This window comes from Propionibacterium australiense, from assembly GCF_003666605.1.
Lineage (GTDB): Bacteria > Actinomycetota > Actinomycetes > Propionibacteriales > Propionibacteriaceae > Propionibacterium > Propionibacterium australiense.
On the sequence record NZ_RCIV01000006.1, the window covers coordinates 1 to 18,772 of the forward strand.

The 18,772-nt window shown below is 66.4% G+C and carries 23 protein-coding genes; 11 read left to right on the forward strand and 12 right to left on the reverse strand.

Annotated features, from left to right (window positions below; genetic code table 11):
- The 5 genes from D9T14_RS13880 to D9T14_RS06165 all read left to right on the forward strand — a co-directional run.
- Positions 1-527: hypothetical protein (locus D9T14_RS13880; protein WP_220668339.1), on the forward strand; the 527-nt coding region annotated here is incomplete at its 5' end.
- A gap of 16 nt (positions 528-543) precedes the next feature.
- Positions 544-1,128, forward strand: coding sequence for a hypothetical protein (locus D9T14_RS13305; RefSeq protein WP_126464175.1), 585 nt, complete (start codon positions 544-546; stop codon positions 1,126-1,128).
- A gap of 192 nt (positions 1,129-1,320) precedes the next feature.
- On the forward strand, positions 1,321-2,019 hold the full coding sequence (locus tag D9T14_RS06160; RefSeq protein WP_126464174.1) for an Imm8 family immunity protein: 699 nt from the start codon (positions 1,321-1,323) through the stop codon (positions 2,017-2,019).
- Between the two features lie 249 nt (positions 2,020-2,268).
- A complete protein-coding gene (locus tag D9T14_RS14555) occupies positions 2,269-2,568 on the forward strand; it encodes a DUF7919 family protein (RefSeq protein ID WP_445648497.1) in 300 nt (99 codons plus the stop codon).
- Positions 2,569-3,159: 591 nt separating this feature from the next.
- Positions 3,160-3,588, forward strand: coding sequence for a hypothetical protein (locus D9T14_RS06165; RefSeq protein ID WP_119161548.1), 429 nt, complete (start codon positions 3,160-3,162; stop codon positions 3,586-3,588).
- A 152-nt stretch (positions 3,589-3,740) separates the two neighbouring features.
- Here D9T14_RS06165 and D9T14_RS06170 read toward each other — a convergent pair whose 3' ends face one another.
- Positions 3,741-4,256 (reverse strand): hypothetical protein, encoded by a 516-nt coding sequence (locus D9T14_RS06170; protein WP_119161549.1) that lies wholly within the window; start codon positions 4,254-4,256, stop codon positions 3,741-3,743.
- Between the two features lie 373 nt (positions 4,257-4,629).
- Between D9T14_RS06170 and D9T14_RS06175 the strand changes: the two genes are divergently transcribed.
- Positions 4,630-5,550, forward strand: a complete 921-nt coding sequence (locus tag D9T14_RS06175) for a fructosamine kinase family protein (RefSeq protein WP_119161550.1) — start codon at positions 4,630-4,632, stop codon at positions 5,548-5,550.
- Positions 5,551-5,865: 315 nt separating this feature from the next.
- Here D9T14_RS06175 and D9T14_RS06180 read toward each other — a convergent pair whose 3' ends face one another.
- The 4 genes from D9T14_RS06180 to D9T14_RS06195 are packed head-to-tail and all read right to left on the reverse strand — an operon-like array spanning position 5,866 to position 9,339.
- Positions 5,866-6,516 carry a nucleoside/nucleotide kinase family protein gene (locus tag D9T14_RS06180; protein WP_119161551.1) on the reverse strand — a complete coding sequence of 217 codons (651 nt, stop codon included), beginning with the start codon at positions 6,514-6,516 and terminating at the stop codon, positions 5,866-5,868.
- Positions 6,513-7,316: an ATP-binding cassette domain-containing protein gene (locus D9T14_RS06185; RefSeq protein WP_119161552.1), complete on the reverse strand. Its 804-nt coding sequence runs from the start codon at positions 7,314-7,316 to the stop codon at positions 6,513-6,515. The genes D9T14_RS06180 and D9T14_RS06185 overlap by 4 nt, the downstream gene beginning before the upstream one ends.
- Positions 7,313-8,320 (reverse strand): ABC transporter permease, encoded by a 1,008-nt coding sequence (locus D9T14_RS06190; protein WP_220451974.1) that lies wholly within the window; start codon positions 8,318-8,320, stop codon positions 7,313-7,315. Before D9T14_RS06190 ends, D9T14_RS06185 begins: the two co-directional genes overlap by 4 nt.
- Positions 8,317-9,339 carry a substrate-binding domain-containing protein gene (locus tag D9T14_RS06195; RefSeq protein ID WP_119161553.1) on the reverse strand — a complete coding sequence of 341 codons (1,023 nt, stop codon included), beginning with the start codon at positions 9,337-9,339 and terminating at the stop codon, positions 8,317-8,319. The genes D9T14_RS06190 and D9T14_RS06195 overlap by 4 nt, the downstream gene beginning before the upstream one ends.
- A 140-nt stretch (positions 9,340-9,479) precedes the next feature.
- On the opposite strand from D9T14_RS06195, the gene D9T14_RS06200 reads away from it, so the two are divergent.
- Positions 9,480-10,664, forward strand: a complete 1,185-nt coding sequence (locus D9T14_RS06200) for an ROK family protein (RefSeq protein WP_119161554.1) — start codon at positions 9,480-9,482, stop codon at positions 10,662-10,664.
- Positions 10,665-10,694: 30 nt separating this feature from the next.
- Positions 10,695-11,465 (forward strand): SDR family NAD(P)-dependent oxidoreductase, encoded by a 771-nt coding sequence (locus D9T14_RS06205; protein ID WP_119161555.1) that lies wholly within the window; start codon positions 10,695-10,697, stop codon positions 11,463-11,465.
- 124 nt (positions 11,466-11,589) lie between these two features.
- Here D9T14_RS06205 and D9T14_RS06210 read toward each other — a convergent pair whose 3' ends face one another.
- The 6 genes from D9T14_RS06210 to D9T14_RS06225 all read right to left on the reverse strand — a co-directional run bounded on the left by D9T14_RS06210 (position 11,590) and on the right by D9T14_RS06225 (position 15,645).
- Entirely contained in the window at positions 11,590-12,246 is a 657-nt protein-coding gene (locus D9T14_RS06210; protein WP_119161556.1) for a histidine phosphatase family protein, read from the reverse strand.
- A 75-nt stretch (positions 12,247-12,321) separates the two neighbouring features.
- On the reverse strand, positions 12,322-13,914 hold the full coding sequence (locus D9T14_RS06215; RefSeq protein ID WP_119161557.1) for a uroporphyrinogen-III synthase: 1,593 nt from the start codon (positions 13,912-13,914) through the stop codon (positions 12,322-12,324).
- A gap of 113 nt (positions 13,915-14,027) precedes the next feature.
- Positions 14,028-14,129: a 30S ribosomal protein bS22 gene (locus D9T14_RS06220; RefSeq protein ID WP_002550589.1), complete on the reverse strand. Its 102-nt coding sequence runs from the start codon at positions 14,127-14,129 to the stop codon at positions 14,028-14,030.
- Between the two features lie 274 nt (positions 14,130-14,403).
- Complete coding sequence (locus D9T14_RS13885; protein ID WP_197720639.1) at positions 14,404-14,538, reverse strand: ABC transporter permease; 135 nt, start codon at positions 14,536-14,538, stop codon at positions 14,404-14,406.
- Positions 14,539-14,686: 148 nt separating this feature from the next.
- Positions 14,687-14,932 carry a helix-turn-helix transcriptional regulator gene (locus tag D9T14_RS13620; RefSeq protein ID WP_170175653.1) on the reverse strand — a complete coding sequence of 82 codons (246 nt, stop codon included), beginning with the start codon at positions 14,930-14,932 and terminating at the stop codon, positions 14,687-14,689.
- On the reverse strand, positions 14,929-15,645 hold the full coding sequence (locus D9T14_RS06225; RefSeq protein WP_170175652.1) for a hypothetical protein: 717 nt from the start codon (positions 15,643-15,645) through the stop codon (positions 14,929-14,931). The genes D9T14_RS13620 and D9T14_RS06225 overlap by 4 nt, the downstream gene beginning before the upstream one ends.
- 162 nt (positions 15,646-15,807) lie before the next feature.
- On the opposite strand from D9T14_RS06225, the gene D9T14_RS06230 reads away from it, so the two are divergent.
- Complete coding sequence (locus D9T14_RS06230) at positions 15,808-16,434, forward strand: MptD family putative ECF transporter S component (RefSeq protein WP_119161558.1); 627 nt, start codon at positions 15,808-15,810, stop codon at positions 16,432-16,434.
- A 4-nt stretch (positions 16,435-16,438) separates the two neighbouring features.
- Here the strand turns inward: D9T14_RS06230 and D9T14_RS13890 are convergent, their stop codons facing one another.
- Positions 16,439-16,618 (reverse strand): hypothetical protein, encoded by a 180-nt coding sequence (locus D9T14_RS13890; RefSeq protein ID WP_197720638.1) that lies wholly within the window; start codon positions 16,616-16,618, stop codon positions 16,439-16,441.
- Between the two features lie 95 nt (positions 16,619-16,713).
- Between D9T14_RS13890 and D9T14_RS06235 the strand changes: the two genes are divergently transcribed.
- Together D9T14_RS06235 and D9T14_RS06240 are read left to right on the forward strand one after the other, a co-directional pair.
- Positions 16,714-17,157 (forward strand): energy-coupling factor transporter transmembrane component T, encoded by a 444-nt coding sequence (locus tag D9T14_RS06235; RefSeq protein ID WP_197720637.1) that lies wholly within the window; start codon positions 16,714-16,716, stop codon positions 17,155-17,157.
- Positions 17,154-18,707 (forward strand): ABC transporter ATP-binding protein, encoded by a 1,554-nt coding sequence (locus D9T14_RS06240; protein WP_119161559.1) that lies wholly within the window; start codon positions 17,154-17,156, stop codon positions 18,705-18,707. The genes D9T14_RS06235 and D9T14_RS06240 overlap by 4 nt, the downstream gene beginning before the upstream one ends.
- Positions 18,708-18,772 lie beyond the last annotated feature (65 nt).

Genomic DNA, 18,772 nt, shown 5'->3' on the forward strand with positions numbered 1-18,772 from the left:
GTCAGATCGGGACGGCCGAAACCGGCCGGCGGGGTAATGTCAGGCACGTCGAGGTCTTCCAGATGGGCAGTGTGAGAACTTCCATCCTTGGAAGACCTCGACTCCCACCACTCACCGACGCGCCGACGAACCCACAGCCCGGACTACACCCTCGATTGGGAAGAGCCACCATAGGCTCCTCCACGCCGGTCATCAAGAATGGATGCCTCAGTCTTGATCTCGTCGGCATACACAGCGTCAGCGCATCTGTCGAGTCGAGTTCAGCATCATTCTATGTCCTTGACATGCCAACCGTGGCGGACCCGCTCCCCATATACGACGAGGTGAGTGTCGAAGAAATCGAACGGAGCGTTCCCACCATGGATAAAACCTGCACTGTGATTGCAGCAACCCACTGGACAGGCGTACGCCGAGAGCAGCAGCCACCACCGGACGAGATCTCGGGGCATGGAACCAGACGCGCAGCCTTCAAGCATGCACTCAAACAGAGGTTCTCAGGCGGTCCTCGTCATACGAGTAATGAATGATGGAGGAAGGTGAGCCGTGAATCGCGATGAGCGAAGAATTCAAAACCGCCTCGAACGAAGTCGTCGTAAGCATGGGATAGTCCCTCTGGCCACAGGAGACGTGTTTCTTGTTGAGCTGGATGATCGTCAAGGCTACCTGGGATGGATCATAGCCTTCGATCACCAACTGCCCTACATCATCATTCTTGATCATGTCGTGCCGACTGAAGGGGCATCAGCACACATTGATGTGGCACTGGACTGCAGGCCGCTCCTTTCAGGTATGACAACAGACGCATTGTTCCGCACCGGTGGATGGACTGTGGCTGGTAATCTCCCGATCACACCGGAGACGGAGAGATGTTTTCTCCCTGCTTATCTTGTCAGACGCCCAGGACAATTGCTCGTTGAAGACTTTCACAGACGCCGGAACCGTTCCGCTGAACCAGGCGAGGAACTCCGGATACCACCAAGAAGAACCCGAGCTCCGATTGGATTCGAGCGTGCGTTGAAAGCGATCAACGGACTTGAGGAATGGCATGACAGCTATTCGAGGCTGTATGCCGACAGGATCATCCTTGCTCGGGACGTGTTCGACTCGCAGCAGTACCGGCCGGGATGATATCATGATCGCTCGATCTCGGAATGGAAGGCTGAGGCCTGTATTGCACACCTGGGTTGCAGTCCGTCCGCAAGGCCTGAGGGCGGGGTGAGTGAAGGACGTGCTGCTCGACCACCATGCCACCGAGCCAGACCTGTTGTGGGCGAAGGAGGCCCGGTTGATCATTCTGGTTGAGCCCGAGGGTTGCGCATCATGATGGCTGAACTCCGCGCCGCAGAGGTGATGCCGGGTGGCACCAATGGCTCTCACGATGACGGGTTTTCCTTGGTGCGGTTCACGGTAGGGCCAGCGGAACAACTCGCTGCGGCCTCGTTCGATGTTCTCGCGTGCACCCCGAGCTGGCTGGCGCGCCGTGTTGCTGACAGCGGCCCTGTAGCAGGCCGTCACCATCTCGTCGTCGACGACGTTGCCGTGAGGACCGTGAAAGAGTTCTGGTGCGAGAGGCTGAGGGGGCTGCAGGCCGATGACTGGCCGACACTGGTGTCCATGCTGTCCCGCCTCGGCCGGCCGGTGGGTTTTCGTGAGGTGACCGGAGAGCTGGCAGCAGCGGTGCACTCGGCCTTCCTCCTTGATGGCGAAAGACCCGATAGCGCTGCGGCCTGGCTGCGGTTGATGGTGGGGCCAGTCAGCGAACACGGCGTCGAGTCCTTCGACGTCTGCCTGTGCACCCCTGACTGGTTGAGCAAGCAGGTGTGTGCCCATGGCTCGTGGACCGGGAGGCACCACTTGGTGCTCAACCGGGTGGATGTTGATCTGGCCACCGATTACCTTCGGCACGTGGTCGAGGGGAAACGGGCTCGGACCTGGATGGAACTGGCCACCGAACTCGGTGAAATCGGTGCCTGGGAGTTCGAGGACTACCGGCCCAGGACCGCCCGAACCAGCAGCTGAGCAGGCTGTGTCCCGCAATGCCGAACCCCCACGTAACAGCCCAAGAAGAAGACGGGTCCATGATCATCCCAGACGGCACGGTACTCAACCCTCCCCCAGCACGGCGCGCACCGGGCCGGTTGCTGGAGCGGATGTTCAGAAAGCCAGGCCACAGAACAGCTCACCTGCCTGAGGTTCGCGCGTTCGGTTGGCTGAGCCGAGAAGGGGACGTGCCACGACACGGAGTCAGCGGGGAAGACATCGAAGCGGTTGAGACCTCTCTTTCACACGGCGGTCTCTGGACAATTCGCGGTTACCGCGCCTGCCCATTCTGCCCCCCACAAAGGTGTCGGTCCCACTCGTCATGTTTCTGACCGAGGTGAGTGGCGGCTAGGCGACCGCTCCGTCGCGGTGACTGACGATGAGGGACACCTCTGGGCCGCACCGGATCTGGTGCTGCACTACATGACCGAGCATGACTACGGCCCTGGATTCACCATGCACCCTGCACCGATCGCACTCGTAAGGGCACTGGACCGGCAGTGCCCCGAACTGATCCTTCGAGTATGAGGCTTATTCACAGGAGACTCAGCGGGAGATGAAATCCCCAGCCACAGCCCGATTCATCGAGGCTGCGAATAAGCCTCTATGAAACCAATTCATCGAACGCGATGCCGGCCCCAGTGTGGATCCCGTGCGCACTGGGTCTGACACAGCAATGCTCCTGCGATACTCGTGAGAAGACACGCAGGAACCGCAGGGTCAAGGCGCCGGTGACGGCAACAGCATCATGACCACATACCCGGGGCCAGAGACCGGGATCATGGTGCACAGAATCCTGGAGGAGGACAAATGGATGACCTGAAGGACACCCCTCCGGCCATTATGCCGTCAGTCGCATTGATCTTCCGTCGACGGGAGTCGATTACAAGATCGACCTGTGCAATGGGCACGTTGAGGTTCAGCGGGTTATCTGAAACCCTGGTCATTGAGGCTTATTCATAGCTTTGATGAATCAGGTTATGGCTAGGGATTTCATCTCCCGCTGAACCTCCTGTGAATAAGCCTCATAGTCTGGCGGCATTGCCGTCAATCCTTTCCAGGCGATAAACTGCTCCAAGAGCGGCACTGCCCCACCGGGTCAGGACCATAGGAGACGTCATGGAATTACGCTTCCCGATGCACCGGGGAACAGCACTGATCTCATTGCTGGAGGTGTTGAGTCATATCGACGGCAGAGGACTCTTTTGGAATGTCTCCGGGTTGTGGGCGCAAACAAGGCACGGCTCCTCGTTGCGCATCTTGGAAATGGAGGAACACACCAACCCCGAACCCAGCCCCCTGTGGATGACGTGGTTTCAGCTGTTGCGCTTTGCAGCCGATGCGGAACAGGTCATTGACGGCGATTTTGCGGGCCATACAACACTCGGCGCCACACACCGGGAACCCATTATCTCGATCACGGCATTCGACAGCACTGAATGGACTGTTTCAACAATCGAACCGCCGCGCTGTGACATGACGGGTTTTCCCGTTCCCGGTGAACTTGATGACGCTCCGTGGAGGATCATCCCAGAAGCCGACGAATGATGGGGCAAGCCGTGACAGAAACGCATCAAGTCTGCAGTTCCTGTGTGACCTCCATGGTGCAGTCATTGATCCAATGAGGCCTGAGAAATGAGGCGGTCTCACGGCTGCAGCACATCGGACAGCCTGCGTATCTGGTCATCACCTGTCAGCGCTCAGACGAGCGGGGCGGCGAACCGCCCGCAGTAGCCGGGATCGACGGGGCACGGGACGCCCTGCGCGTTGGCGAGGGTGGTGGCGACCACGGCACCGAGATTCGCGATCGCCTCGCTGGTGAGGCTGGTGGCCCACTGCCCGTCGTCGCCGCGGGTGAGTTCCTCGATGAGCTCGACGGCGACGCCGGCGACCTGGATGAACCGGCCCACTGCCAGCACCGTGCCGGGCAGCAGCGCAACCTCCTGGGCCTCCTGAACCGCGGACACCGGCGCCACGTCCCGTCCGGTGTGGCAGAAGACGACGGCGATGCCCGGGCTGGTCAGCCCGGCGGTGGCGACGACGAGATCGCGGCTGGTGGCGGTGATGCCCCGGGTCACCACGGCACCGGGCTCGGTGCCCTGGGGGCTCGTGATGCCGCGGAAGGTGACGGCGCCGGTCGGGGGCAGCTCGCTCAGGCCCTTGACGGCCCGCTCGAAACGTTCCTCGGGAGTCGGCTGCTGGGATGGTGTTGTCATCTGTCTCTCCTGCCGGGTGGGGTTACCGCCCCATGATCCCACACCGAACAGGGGCCGGCAGGCATCGCTGGAGTCACAGCCGACCTGGCGCGGCACGATCCCGCACCGGGCGCGAACTGGCAGGCCAGCCGGGGCGCGCCCGCAGCTGGCCGCCCGGGCCAGCCCGCGCTCACAGCAGTACCACTGGAAGGATGCAGCGGCTCCACCCTCACCCGTCTTCGCCGGCATGCAGCGCCCCGCGCACAGCAGGACGGAGATCGCCCGGCGCCGCGATGGTCCGGCAGTGGCCCTGCCCTCACAGCAGGATGGAAGCCACCATCGACTGTCCCCGTCACGAGTCGGGCCCTGACTGCACGCGTGGAAGGATGCTGTCATGAGCAGTCAGACGATCCGCAAGCGGGACGAGTACCCCGGCGCGACCGGGCTGGAGGCGCTGGGCCTGGTCTGGCTGGCGGAGGCGATGGCGGACGGCGGCGCCCATGTCGTCCCGGTGACGCGCGGCGACGGCTGGATCTGCGAGCCTCGCCTGGCCTCTGCCCGGGTGACCGCCGATGCCGCGGAGGCCTTCGGGCGTGCCCTCGCCGTCACCCACGCCGCGGGCGCCCCGGCCTTCGGCGTCGCCCCGCCCGGCTGGGACGGTCGCACCCGGATGGGCAACTCTGACGTACGGATCCGGCCCTGCGAGCCCGAGCCGGAGGGCACCGAGCCGCGCCGGTGGGGCGAGTTCTTCGCCGACGACCGCCTCGCCCCCTACCTGCGGCCCTGCCGCGACCGCGGGGCGCTGAGCGCCGCCGGCGTCGCCGTCATCGAGCGGGTGTGCGAGCGGCTGCGCGACGGCGACTTCGACGCCGCCCAGCCCGCGCTCGTGGCACAGTCGGCCAGTGAGCGCGGCGACCGGGTCGCGGTCGCCCGCACCCACGGGGACCTGTGGACCGGCAACGTCCTGTGGGTGCCGCGCGACGAGACCCTCGACTGGGCGCCGCAGCGGGCGGGCCTGGGGCCGGCCGGGATCAACGCCGGTGAACCGAGTCGGCGACTCGGTGACGTCGTCGGCGTCCTCATCGACCCGCTCGCCCAGGGGGCGCACGCCGAGACTGACCTGGCGGCACTCGGGGTCTTCGGGCAGCGGCACCTGGAACGGATCATCGCCGGCTACGACGAGGTCTCGCCGCTCGCCGACGGCTGGCGTGAGCGGGTGGGGCTGCACCAGCTCCACATGCTCATCATCCACGCCTTCCTGTTCGGCGGCCCCTACGGCGCCGAGACGGTGTCCGTGGCGAGACGCTATGCCTGAGCCCCACCGTCCTCACGAGCCCGTGCCAGATGCCACCGGAGACCGGCCAGCTCCGCCACCGACGGCCAGAAAGAATCAGCGACAGCCCGGGATCGACGGGAATGAGCACATCCGAGGCGCATGCGGTATTCGGAGCCCAGTCCCGCCAGTCACCTCATGAGGCTCATCCACACGGGTCCTCACCCGAAAGCACCAACCCTCGTCGCATCGGCACCCCACGGTGCTCTGCATGAGCCGCTATGAAGTCTCCTCCCCGAACCCTACCCAGAAGCGCCGCCCCGCCGCACCCGCATCAGTCGGCACCGTGAAAAGCCGCTACGAACCGGTAACGAGCACGGCGGCGAACTGTCGTGTCCCACAGATGCGTTCCGCGTTCCGCTGATCCGATCCCCATGCCCTGTCACGTGCTTCCTCGACGGATCGCCCATATCTTCGATGCCGTTCGATCAACCTTGTCATTCGATCTTGTTCGTCAGGCGCCAAGAACCAGGTGTCCGCGAAGAAATCACTCAGGCTTGCCCAATAGCCCTCCCGGGACAGCAGGTAATTCCCCTCGACGATGATCAGCGGAACTTCCCGAGCCACCGGAATGGCACTACCGATCGGCTCTTCGAGATCACGCCGGAAGACCGGGATGTGGACAACCTCGTCATCCCTGGCCATGAGCCTTTTCAGGATTGCCTTGAGTCCCAGCACATCAAAAGTCTCCGGCGCACCTTTGACGTCAGTCAGCCCTGTTCGCTCCAACTCCAGCTGCGCGAAATGAAAGGCATCCATCCCCAGCAAGGCAGCCGTGTCCTCCCCGAGTTCATCAACGAGCTGAGTCGCCAGAGTGGATTTCCCGGCCCCTGGAGCGCCGACGATGGCCAGCATTCTTCGAGAGCCCGGCGCCACCAGAGAACGAGCCCTGGCCACCAGGGCGTCAACATCATGTCGCGGAATCGTGAGCTGCCGCCTCCGGGTCATCGCCGTTCCCCTTCCACGATGTCGGCCGAAGCCCGTCCCTCGTTGCCCTCCATGGCGCCCGTCATGATGGCGACGACATCGGTCATGGGGGTCTTCTTGGGATCGACGATGGCCACCCGCCGACCCAATCTGTGGATGTGAATGCGGTCGGCTATCTCGAAGACGTGAGGCATGTTGTGGCTGATCAGGACGACAGCGATTCCCTGCTCACGGATCCGGGCCATGAGTTGCAGCACTTGACTCGATTCCCGCACGCCCAGTGCAGCAGTCGGCTCGTCCAGAACGACAACGCGTCTCCCCCATGCGGCCGCCCGCGCCACAGCAACGGCTTGGCGCTGCCCTCCGGACAGCGTCTCGACCTCCTGAGTCACGGATTTCGCGGTCGTGATGCCCAGCTCATCGAGCGTCTTCCTGGCCTGTTCCCGCATGCTTTTCTTGTCGAGCATCCGGAAGGCATGGCCGAGTATCCCCGGCTTGCGGATCTCTCGCCCCAAGAACATATTGGACGTGATGTCGAGCGCCGGCGCCACGGCCAGCGTCTGATAGACCGTCTCGATACCCTCCCGGCGCGCATCGATCGGAGAGCGGAACCCGACCACCTGACCATTCATGAATATCTGCCCGGCGTCCGGGATGAGCGCCCCCGTGAGCGCCTTGATGAGAGTGGATTTCCCAGCCCCATTGTCACCCACGACCGCCATGACCTCGCCTGCCCTGACCTCGAAATCTGCGTTGTCGAGGGCCACCACGCGCCCGAAGCGCTTCATCAGTCCGCGCGCGGACAAAACAGCATCACTCATCGACCCCTCCTGGTCATCTGATCCACGAGCACGGCGACGATCACGAGCACACCGGTGGCGATGTCCTGATACAGGGAATCGATTCCCGCTTGCGTCAGACCGTTCCGGAGCACGATCACGATCAATGTTCCAACGAAGGTGCCGGTCACCCCGCCGCGCCCCCCGAACAGAGATGTGCCACCGATGACGACGGCCGTGATGCTGTCGAGATTTCCGTTGGCATACGCGCTCGGGTCCGCATTCGGGATCCGCCCCAGCGCCTGCCACGCAGCGAGTGCGTAGCAGATCCCGCCGGTCAGGTAGACGCTCATGAGCACTCTTCGGGTTTTTATTCCCACGAGCCGAGCCGCCTCAGGATCGTCCCCTACGGCCATGACATGGCGCCCCCACCCGGTCTGGGTCAAGGCGAACCACATGACTGCATAGGACAACAGGAGCACGAAAACACCGTGGGTGAGCCGGAAATCGCCCAGCTGGACCGGTGATCCCAGCCAGGACATCACGTCATTCGATACGGCTATGCTCGTGGATCCGGTGTACAGACGGGCAGCAGCAGTGACGATCGTCAGCATGCCCAAGGTCACGATGAACGGTGGCAGCCTCGCCGCACTGACCAGCAGACCCGAGACCCCGGTCAGCCCGAGTGCCACCAGACAGGCGACCCCCAGCGCCATGACCGGGTGACCAGAACCGGCCATATCGGCCATGACAACGGTGACCAGAACCATGATGGCCGCGTTCGCCAGATCGATTCCGGCCGTGATGATCACGACAGTCTGTCCCAGCGCCAAAGTGCCTATCACGACCGACTGAGCGAGGATCAGCGAGACATTGCTCGCCGTCAAGAAGGTATCCGTGGCGACCGAAAAAAGAACAATCGCACACAGCAGCGCCGCAACCGGGCCAAGGATTCCGCCTCGCAGTCCCGCCAGCAGTACCGCTCGGACCCTGTCGCCGGCCCCGGTGTTTCCGGGGCCGGCGACAGAAGTGGGCAGACCATTCACTGCTCGCCCCAGCAGTTTTCAAGCCCCCATGCCGTGTCCTTGGATTCGATTCCCTCAACCGGGCTGTCCGTGATCAGCACGGTTCCCGAGTTGCTGATACCAGAGGGCTTAACTCCTTCCCGGTGGTATTTCAAGATCGCCTCCACGGCCAGCTGCCCCATCCGGGTCGGGAACTGGGCAACGGTGGCACCAATTTCTCCGTCGCGAACCGCCTGCACCCCGGAACAGGACCCATCGATCGCTGTGAACAGAATGTCTTCAGCCAGCCCCTGGGCTTTCGCGGCGGCAAAACCCCCCTGCGCCATCGGCTCATTGATCGCATAGACCACATTGATGTCCTTGTTCGCTTGGAGCATGTTCTCCAATGCATTCTGACCACCGTCGACACTCGCCGAGGTCTCACGCTGGGCGACGATCTCAGGAGAGTCATCAGTCAGCCCGAATCCTTCGAGGAAGCCATCATGACGCGATTTCGAGGTCTTGTCGGTGAGATCATAGTCGAGCATTGCCACGTTGGCCGCGCCATCCCCCAGCGAGGCTTTCGCCCACGCCCCGATGAGACGCCCCGCCTCCTTGTTGTCGGTCTCGAAACCGGCGTCCGCAGCCGAGGCGGGTTCCACCTGGGTGTTCACCGTGACGACGAGAATCCCCGCCTCGCGGGCCTGCTGCACGGCCGGGACGACCGCAGCCGCATTGGCCGGATCGAGAACGATCCCGGCAACCCCGCGGTTGATCATGTCATGAATGGCGTTGACCTGGGACTCCGAGTCACCTGCGACCTTGGAATTGGCCACGATCACCTCAGCGCCTTCGGACTCTGCGGCATCGGTTGCCGCCTGCTGGATCGCACCGAAGAATGGATTGCCCAACTGCTGCTCGACGATCCCGATAACGACCTTCTGGTCATCGGATGACTGTGCCGGCTCCCCCTGCTCGGCACTCCCGCATGCCGTCAGCGCGACGGCCAACGACAGCGCAACGCCTCCAGTGACGACCCGCCTGTGCATGTCTGTTCCCATTCCTTCCACCTCTCCATCGGAGGGGATCAGCGCAGACCCCCCACTACTTATGCGTCAGCCTTACATGACTTATGCATAATGTCAAGCAGAAGATTGGAAGTTCTGTTGATCTTGGGCGCTAAGTGGGTTAGGCTCTCGACATGGCATCCCGATCAGCCCACCCCCAGGGGAAACCTCAGATTGACCAGGACGCGTGGACCGTGGCCCACCGGATCTGGCAGACCCCGTCCACCCGGGCAGGTCTGCAGTCGTCCTTGGCCATGTCCCGGACGTCCCTGGGGGCCAAGCTGGGCTCCCTGCTCGGGGCGGGACTCGTCAGGGAGTCGGACGAGGTTGCGCGATCGGGGGGCCGGCCGGCGCACATCCTGGAGATCGCGCCCGACTACGGCATCATCGCTGCGGCCGACATCGGTGAGCAGCACAGTTTCATCGCCCTGTGTTCCATGGAGCCCACGATCATGGCGTCCCGGGAAATGGCCCTCGACGTCTCGGCCGGGCCGGATGAGCTCCTCGGCACGATCTGCCACGTCGTCGAGGAGCTGACAACCGAGCCAGCGATGAAAGACCGGCCGTTGCTGTGCTTGGGTCTCAGTCTCCCCGCACCGGTGGACTGGGGATCGCGAACGGTGAGCGGCTACTCGGTTCTTCGCGAGTGGGATGGGTACGACATCCAGGCAACGGTTCATGCCGAGCTCGGCGTGCCCGTGTTCGTCGAGAACGACGTCAACGCGATGGCCTTGACCGAGAAGCGGTCGTTCTGGCGCTCGACCAGATCGTTGTTCTACGTGAAGATCGGCAGGGGCATCGGTAGTGCGATCTTCATGAATGGGGAACTGTATCGGGGAGCGCAGGGCGCCGCCGGCGACATCGGGCACATCCAGCTGGCCTCAGGAGACGCCCCGACGTGCCGATGCGGGAATCGCGGATGCCTGGAGTCCTTGACCGCGGGGTGGGCCCTTGAGCGCGATCTTCGTCGTGCAGGGGTCGAGGTCTCAGGCGTGGACGACATCGTTGCCCTGGCCCAGGCCCAGGACATGCAGGTTCTCCGGGCGCTACGGCAGGGCGGGCGCCTGCTCGGGGAGACGGTGGCTCAGGCGACCAGCCTGCTGAACCCGGAGGTCATCGTCGTAGGGGGTTCTCTTGCCTCTTCCGACGGGCTCATGCTGGCCGGGGTGAGGCAAGTCGTGTACGAACGAGCACTGCCTCTGGCGACGAAGCGTCTTCACGTCGTGTCCGCCCGCTCCGGCCCCATGGCAGGGGTGCTGGGCGCCGCCCAATTGGCGGCGGATGCGTGGTTCACCAGGGTAGGCGGTGCAGTCACCTGACGGGGTGCACTGTGGATGGGAGGAGCAGGAATGTCCGTGCTGGACAAGTTCAGTCTGGATGGCAAGGTGGCCATCGTCACCGGGGGCAACCGCGGGATCGGGTTCGGCATCGCAAAAGCTTTCGTCGAGGCGGGCGGCCATGTTGTCGTGGCCGCCCGCAGCGATGAGCGCAACGCCTTGGCCGTGCAGGAACTCAATACCGTGGGTCCGGGAACTGCATCTGCAGTACGAACCGACGTGTCATCGACTGACTCTGTTGAGATCATGGTCCGTACGGTGCTTGCCGACCATGGCAGCATCGATGTCCTCGTCAACGACGCAGGTATTGGCTTTCATGCCGAGGCCCTCACCCTTCCCGAGCAGGACTGGGACCGGGTGTTCGACACCAATCTCAAGGGGGTCTGGAGGTGCTGTCGGGCTGCAGGCCGTCACATGACGGACCGAGGGAGCGGTTCGATCGTGAACATCGGTTCGATGTCGGGATTCATCATCAATCGACCGCAATGGCACTCGCCATACGGTATCAGCAAGGCGGCCGTGCATCACCTGACGAAGTCGCTGGCTGCGGAGTGGGCGCGGTTCCATGTCCGGGTCAACGCCATCGCGCCCGGGTACGTCAAGACGGAGATCGCCGACATCGACAGCCCGGAGTACAAGAGGTACTGGATCGACGAGGTCCCCATGCAAAGATACGCCACCCCGGATGAGATATCCCCCATGGCCCTTTACCTGGCCAGTGACGCATCGACCTTCACCACGGGGTCGGTATTCGTCGTCGACGGCGGATACACCCTGTGGTGAGTCCTGCCGGATCATGATGACCTGACGAGATGACGTCCCCGGCCATGGGTTCGTCACCACGAGCCGACCGCCCTGCCAGACCGCAGCGGACGGTGCCATTCGCGCCGCGTTCAGCTCCGGGCTCTCAGTCCCCCGAGCTGAACGCGGCGTTCGCGTCCGTGCCGAACAGGTGGGCGGCCGGCTCGGAATAGGTGATGTCGACGCAGCGCTCGCCCTCGAAGCAGAAGCTCGTGATCGAGGCCAGCGCACAGCTGCGGGTGCCCGGCAGGTGCGCGGGTCGTTTGCCCTCCAGGGCGCGGCGGACGGTCCAGATCGGCGACTGGTGCGAGACGACGAGCGCCTGCCCGCCGGGGCCGGCCGCCCTGGCGGCGTCGACGAGAGCGGCCTGCATGCGGGCCGCGATGTCGACGAAGGGCTCGCCCCAGCTGGGTTTGAACGGGTTGAGCATCATCGGCCAGTTGCGGGGCTTCTTCAGGGCCGCGTGGTGCTTGCCGAAGACCTGCCCGACGAAGCGATTGCCGGCCTCGATGAGGCGCTCGTCGGTGACGACCTCGAGTTCGGGGCGGCTCGCGGCGAAAGGCGTGATGGTCTCCACGGCCCGCTGCAGCGGGCTGGTGCGCAGGTGCGTCAGCGGCACCTCGGCGAAGGACTCGGCGACCGCCTCGGCCATGGCCAGGCCGTTGGCCGACAGCCGGAAACCGGGCAGCCGCTCGTACAGGATGCCGTCGGGGTTGTGCACCTCGCCGTGCCGCATGACGTGGACGACGGTCCGGTCGTTCATGGCTGCTCCTCCGGTCTTCTCGGCCCCCCGCGCGGGCGGGCATGTCTGGCTGCGGCCCGCCCCGGCCAGGACGGCTCAGCGGGCGCTGCGTCTGCGGCGGCGCTGCGAGGGCCGCATGACCGGTTTGCCGGCGGCCCGCAGGTCCTCGGCGCGCCTGGTGGCGAAGGCGGCCAGGGCGTCGGCGAGCTGCACCTGCCCCGGATAGGCGGCGACGGTGTCGACGCGGATGCCGTGCTCGCCGCAGGTGTCCGCGGTGGCCGGGCCGATGGCGCCGATGACGGAGAGATTGTGCGGCTTGCCGGCGATGCCGACCAGATTGCGCACCGTCGTGCTGGAGGTGAAGGCGACGGCGTCGAAATGACCGGTCTTGATGGCCTCGCGCACCGGAGCGGGGGGCGGGGCGGCGCGCACCGTGCGATAGGCGATGACGTCGTCGACGTCCCAGCCCAGCTCTGCGAGACCGGCCGACAGCGGTTCGGTGGCGATGTCGGCGCGTGGGATGAAGACCTTGTTGATGGGGTCGAGCACGTCGTCGAAGGCCGGGAAGGCCGCGGCGAGGCCGGCGACGGTGCGTACATCGGTGGGGTGCAGGTCGGGGACGACGCCGCGGCTGGTGAGCGCCTCGGTGGTGTCCTGGCCGACGGCCGCGATGCGCAGCCCGGACAGGGCCCGCGAGTCCAGGCCGTACTGGCTGATCTTCTCGAAGACGGCGTTGACGGCGTGGCGGCTGGTGAAGATGATCCACTCGTAGCGCCCATCGACCAGGCCGCGCAGGGCCTTGTCGAGCTGGGCCGGGTTGCGAGGCGGCTCGACGGCGATGGTCGCCACCTCCTCGGCGGTCGCGCCGTATGCCGCCAGCCGCTCAATGAGTTCGGTGCAGTCCTGGCGGGTCTTGGGCACCAGGACGCGCCAGCCGAACAACGGCTGGGTCTCGAACCAGTCCAGGCCGGGCGCCCGCTCGGCCAGGGCGTCGCCGATGAACAGGAAGACCGGCTGCCCGCCGCCCTCGTCGGGAGGGGCCAGTTTGAGGAAGTCGCCGAGGACACCGGCGCGGGTCTCCTGGCGGAAGGTGCCGCCCGCCAGGGTCAGCAGTGTCTTCTCGTGGATGTCCTTGCCGGCCTCGATCGCGGCGCGGGCGACGGCCGGGACCTGACGCAGCTGGCAGCGCACGGCGAGCGCACCGAGCGTGGGAAGCGTGATGTGCTCGTCGTCGGGGGCGACGAGCACGAGGCGGGCCGGGCAGTTGCCCAGCTGGACACCGGCGAAACCGGCCGCCGCGGTGAGCGTCGGGACACCGGGCAGGATCTCGATGGCATGGCCGGCCTGGGAGCAGGCGCTGGCCTCGTCTGCGATGCCCCCCTCGAGCAGGGGATCCCCCTCGACGAGACGTACCACCGTCCTGCCCTCGGCCGCGTAGGTCAGCTCGAGGTCGACCGGCTGGTCGGCATCGAGGACGACCCGGCAGCCGGGCCTGGTGCTGATGGCGGCGTCCTGGAGAGCCTCGTGAAGAATCGTGTTCGTGATGAGCACGTCTGCACGCTCGAGGGCGCGCAGACACGACAGGGTCAGCTGGTGGACTGCGTTCGGCAGCGCCCCGGCGAAGATGACACGCCCGGCGATACCTGTGCGTTCGGGCTCGTCACCGAAACCGCTGCTGTCCTGATTCATTGACTGGCTCATTGCGGGCCTCTCTCATGCGTACGGGCGCGCCGGACGCATCCTCGTAGGCATGTGATGAGCTGGTCACGGGGACCGGCCCGGTGCAGTGGGTCAGAAGAGCGTTACTTGCCGGCGCGGCGGCGCTGGATACGTGTCTTCTTGAGAAGCTTGCGATGCTTCTTCTTAGCCATGCGCTTGCGACGCTTCTTGATGACCGAACCCACTGTGGACCTTTCGTTGTCTTGGGCCTTGACCCGATGTCTTCCTCACCGGTGGCGGCAGCCTTGCGGCTACGGCCCCGCCGGCAACGGCACGAGTCTACCCGCACCGGAGCCGTCGGTGAAAATCCCCGGGCGCTGTGGGCACCTCGGTCGGCGGGCCTGGCGCGCCGTACCCGACGGGCGGATCGGCGCGGTTCACGCAGCCCCGAACCGCCACGACGACGCCCGGGACTTGGCCCGCCAGAAGGCCGCGTAGCGGCCGCCGGCGGCCAGCAGTTCATCGTGCCGGCCCCCGCTCGGCGAGCCGCCCGTCCTCGAGAAGGCAGAGCTGATCGGCGCAGGCGATGGTTTCGAGCCGGTGCGCGATGACGAGGACGGCGCGGACCCCGACCAGCGCCCGGAGGGCCTCCACCAGGGCCACCTCACATCCCGGTCGACGTCTACAAGATCATGGCCCGCAACAGCTGGACCGCCGATCAAGACCTGCTGCCAGTGGCGCCGAGGCGGGCCGCCTCGGCGCAGGCTCGCCGGGACCACCGCGAGCCGGACGACATTCCTTGTCAGAGGGGTTCTTGCTGGGTACGGGCGCGCCGGAACTCGCTGGGGAGCATGCCCTTCTCGCGTTTGAACAGCTGCGAGAAGCGGCTCGCGCAGTGATAGCCGACCTGGCGTCCGACCTGTCCGATCGTCATGTCCGAATGTCTGAGCAGCACCTCGGCGCGGCTCATCCGGCTCGCCCGGATGTACTGCCCGACCGTGCATCCATTGGCGGCGCGGAAGTCCGCCTTGAACTTGGTGGGGCTCATGCAGGCCATCCGGGCCAACTCTTCGATGCGCAGCTGCCGGTCGAGGTGCTCGTCGATGTAGGCGACGACGGCGTGCAGATGCTCGGCGTCGGCCCGCCGCGGCCGGGCCCCTGAGCGGCCCCTCGGGCGTGCTCGACGAGCATGCCCATCGCCTCGAGGACCTTCGCCTCGTAGTGCAGGCGGCCGCGCGGGGCGTCGTGCGGCTGGGGCCACAGCTCGACGAGCAGGTTCTTCAGGTCGGGGAAGTCCTCGTCCAGCCCCAGACGGCGGAAGGCGTCCGCCACGTCGGGGAACTGGCCGGGGTACTCGGCGTCCAGGAAGCGGGCCGAGAACGCAGGGCTCACCTCGATGGAGACCGCACGGATCGGTACGGCGCCGCGGATGATGCCCTCCCACAGGCCGTCCCCGGTCCAGTGTCCCCAGATGCTGTTGACGCGCAGCATCCGGCGCGGGGTGAGCTGGCGGCCCGCGATCGAGGCGAACCAGCACACCGTCAGATAGTGCGGCAGATCGAATCGCAGCCTGGCGTCGCGGGTGAGGGAGAAATCGTGGATGGTGATCGCCCATTCGGCGTCGTCGGGGGCGAAGGCGTGGAACAGGCCCTGCAGGCGCTCGTTGTCGGCGGTGAAGCTCTCCCATCCCGGGCCGAAACCGGACGCCACGGTGGGCTCGAAGTCGCTCTGGCCCACCAGGGAGCGCTGGAAGAACGCCATCGTTATCCTCCTGTCCCCGCGAGGGCGAGCACGGGTGTGGTGATGGGACACGGTCGTGATCGATTCGGACACCGATCGCCGTCCGAGCCAGCCCGGCGGGACGGCCGCCCCTAGGCTGATCCGACCAGAATTAGTTTAGCCCCACCTCACCAAGGAGCGGACATGGTCGGTCCCCGCAACGCGCCCGTCACGGGCCCCGCCGGACGGCTCACGGCCAGAGATCTCATCACCTGCGGCGTCTTCGCCGCCCTCATGCTGTTCTTCACGATGGTCGGCGGCGCCCTGCTGGCGCCGAACCCGGTGCTCACCTTCGCCATGCCCGCGGCCGTGGCCCTGCTGACGGGCCCGGTGTACCTGCTGCTCATCGCCAGGGTGCCCCGGCATGGCCCGGTCATCATTGTCGGCGCCGTCCTCGGCCTGATCATATTCGTCACCGGCATGTACTGGGGCTGGGCCGTCGCCTACCTCGTCGCAGGTGTCGTCGGCGATCTCGTCGCGGGGGCCGGGGGTTTCCGCAGCCAGGGGCTGAACCTGCTCAGCTTCGTGCTGTTCAGCCTCAACCCGCTGGGCTCGTACGCGATGTTGTGGATCAGCCCCGACGCGTACGCCTCCTATCTCATCGGCAGGGGCACCGAGCAGGCCTACATGGACACGATGCTCGCCACCGGGACCGGGTGGATGCTCCCGCTGATGATCGCGAGCATTCTCGGCTGCGCGCTCGTCAGCGGCCTGCTCGGACGCCGCCTGCTGCGCCGTCAGTTCGAGAAGGCGGGTGTGACGGCCCGGTGAACGGTCACTCCCGGGCCGATGGCGGGCGGGCCCGGCCGGCGGATCCGCGCAGCAAGCTGTTCGTCCTGCTGGCCGTGGCCGCGGCGATGGCCGCCGCGCAGGCGATGTGGGTCGAAGTCGTCGTCATGGCCGTGGCAGCGGTGTTCGCGCTGGTCCTGCGGCGGCCGGCGATGGGGCTGGGCATGCTGGCCGGCTACGCGGCACTGATGGCCGCCGCGCAGGCCGTGCCGGGCCTCGACCAGGTGGCGTTGCGGACGATGCTCGGCTCCTTGCACCCTGATGCGCAAGGTGCTGCCGTGCGCCCTCGTCGCCGCGGTCACCGTGTCGACGACACCGGTCAACGAGTTCATGAGCGCGATGTGCGCGCTGCGGCTGCCCCGCCAGATGGTGATCCCGCTGACCATCATGCTTCGCTATGTGCCGACGGTCCGGGCCGACTGGGCGTCGATCAGGGACGCGATGCGTCTGCGAGGCGTCGGCCCGGGCCCGATCGGGCTGCTGCACCATCCGGTGCGAACCATCGACTGCGTCTACGTCCCGCTGCTCATGAGCGCCTCGACGGCCGCCGACGAGCTGTCAATGGCGGCGGTGGCCCGCGGCATCGAGAACCCGGCCCGGCGGACCTGCTATGCGCCCATCGGCTTCACCCCGGCCGACGTCCTCGCCGCCGCACCGGGCGTCATCGCCCTCGTGCTCGCCGTCGTAGTGCGGGTGGCCCCATGATCGAGTTCCGAGCCGCCGGCTTCAGCTATGCGCGGCACGACGAGCAGCAGGCGGCCGGCACCGGGGTGCACGACATCACGCTGACGGTCCGCCCCGGCGAGGTGCTCGTCCTGTGCGGGCGGTCGGGCTGCGGCAAGACGACACTCACCCGCCTGGCGAACGGGCTGGCCCCGTCGTTCTTCCGAGGGACGCCGAGCGGGCGGGTGCTCCTCGACGGCCAGGACGCCGCGCAGCTGGCGTCCTGGCAGATCGCCGAACGGGTCGGCTCGGTCTTCCAGAACCCGGATGCCCAGTTCTTCACCACCGACTCGACGAGCGAGATCGCCTTCTGCATGGAGAGCGCCGGTTGGCCGGCCGAGCGGCTGCGGGCACGCACCGACGAGGTCATCGACGAGCTGGGACTGCGCGAGCTGGCGGGGCGCAGCCTGTTCGGGCTCTCGGGCAGCCAGGTGCAGCGGATCGTCTTCGCCTCCGCGTGGGCGATGCGCCCCGGCAACCTGGTGCTCGACGAGCCGACGGGCAATCTCGACCCCGGGGCGGTTCGTGAGCTGCGCGACTGCGTCGCGGTGGCCAAGGCGGCGGGCTGCGCCGTCATGGTGGCCGAGCACCGGCTCTCCTGGCTCGCCGGGCTGGCCGACCGCTACTGCGTCCTGTCCGATGGCCGGATCGGCCGGGTCCTGGACGCCGACGAGTTCACGGCCCTCAGCGATGCGGACGTCGCCGCCCTGGGCCTGCGGGCCCGTTCGGCGGACGGCATCCGGCCCGCTCCCCCACCCCCGGGCCGGGGCGACGGCCCGGATCCCCCGTGGCTGGAGGCCACCGGCCTGTCGGTGCGGCGCGGTGGGCAGCAGGTGCTGACCGGCGTGGACGTGCGGCTGCGTCCGGGCGAGGTGGTCGCCGTCACCGGCGCCAACGGCGCGGGCAAGACGACGCTCGGCCGGACGCTGTGCGGACTGGTCGGGGCCGGTGCCGGGCGGGTCCTCGTCGACGGCGGCCGGGTCTCGCGGCGGGGCCTGTCGCGCCGAGCGGCGATGGTCTTCCAGCACGTCGAGCACCAGCTGTTCGCCGAGACCGTCGACGCCGAGGTGACCTTCGGGCTGGCCAGGCCGCAGGACGTCGACGTGGCCGGGCTGCTGGGCGAACTCGACCTGGCCGGCCTGGGACCGCGTCACCCGGCGACGCTGTCCGGCGGTCAGAAGCAGCGGCTGGCGGTCGCCACGGCGGTGGCCGGCGACAAACGGCTCGTCGTCCTCGACGAGCCGACGAGCGGCCTGGACCGTGAGGCCATGCTGCGTGTCGCGGCCCTGCTGCGCCGGCTCGCCGCCGGCCGGGTGGTGCTCGTCATCACCCACGACCTGGAGTTGATCGCCGCGGCCTGCGACCGGCTCGTCCACCTGGCCGAGGGGCGGATCGGCGCCGAGCTGGACGTGCGCACCGACTTCGCCCGGGTGCGGGAGCTGTTCGAGGACATGGCGGCATCCGCGCACCGGCACCGACCCCACAACCGACAGAGGAATGAAGGAGTTTCTCCCGAATCCGGCGACGGGTGATTCCTACGAGGGCGGGAGAAGCACCCCACCCTGGAAGAATCGGACACTCGCTGTAGGAAAATCCC

Coding starts and splice junctions, on each gene's coding strand:
- D9T14_RS06210 (WP_119161556.1), bottom strand. CDS start 12,246: ATGAACGACCGGACCGTCGTCCACGTCATGCGGCACGGCGAGGTGCAC.
- D9T14_RS06165 (WP_119161548.1), top strand. CDS start 3,160: ATGGAATTACGCTTCCCGATGCACCGGGGAACAGCACTGATCTCATTG.
- D9T14_RS13890 (WP_197720638.1), bottom strand. CDS start 16,618: ATGCCCAGCCCCATCGCCGGCCGCCGCAGGACCAGCGCGAACACCGCT.
- D9T14_RS06195 (WP_119161553.1), bottom strand. CDS start 9,339: ATGGGAACAGACATGCACAGGCGGGTCGTCACTGGAGGCGTTGCGCTG.
- D9T14_RS06200 (WP_119161554.1), top strand. CDS start 9,480: ATGGCATCCCGATCAGCCCACCCCCAGGGGAAACCTCAGATTGACCAG.
- D9T14_RS13620 (WP_170175653.1), bottom strand. CDS start 14,932: ATGAGCCCCACCAAGTTCAAGGCGGACTTCCGCGCCGCCAATGGATGC.
- D9T14_RS06205 (WP_119161555.1), top strand. CDS start 10,695: ATGTCCGTGCTGGACAAGTTCAGTCTGGATGGCAAGGTGGCCATCGTC.
- D9T14_RS06185 (WP_119161552.1), bottom strand. CDS start 7,316: ATGAGTGATGCTGTTTTGTCCGCGCGCGGACTGATGAAGCGCTTCGGG.
- D9T14_RS06235 (WP_197720637.1), top strand. CDS start 16,714: ATGCGCAAGGTGCTGCCGTGCGCCCTCGTCGCCGCGGTCACCGTGTCG.
- D9T14_RS06215 (WP_119161557.1), bottom strand. CDS start 13,914: ATGAATCAGGACAGCAGCGGTTTCGGTGACGAGCCCGAACGCACAGGT.
- D9T14_RS06240 (WP_119161559.1), top strand. CDS start 17,154: ATGATCGAGTTCCGAGCCGCCGGCTTCAGCTATGCGCGGCACGACGAG.
- D9T14_RS06225 (WP_170175652.1), bottom strand. CDS start 15,645: ATGGCGTTCTTCCAGCGCTCCCTGGTGGGCCAGAGCGACTTCGAGCCC.
- D9T14_RS06175 (WP_119161550.1), top strand. CDS start 4,630: ATGAGCAGTCAGACGATCCGCAAGCGGGACGAGTACCCCGGCGCGACC.
- D9T14_RS06170 (WP_119161549.1), bottom strand. CDS start 4,256: ATGACAACACCATCCCAGCAGCCGACTCCCGAGGAACGTTTCGAGCGG.
- D9T14_RS06230 (WP_119161558.1), top strand. CDS start 15,808: ATGGTCGGTCCCCGCAACGCGCCCGTCACGGGCCCCGCCGGACGGCTC.
- D9T14_RS06160 (WP_126464174.1), top strand. CDS start 1,321: ATGATGGCTGAACTCCGCGCCGCAGAGGTGATGCCGGGTGGCACCAAT.
- D9T14_RS06180 (WP_119161551.1), bottom strand. CDS start 6,516: ATGACCCGGAGGCGGCAGCTCACGATTCCGCGACATGATGTTGACGCC.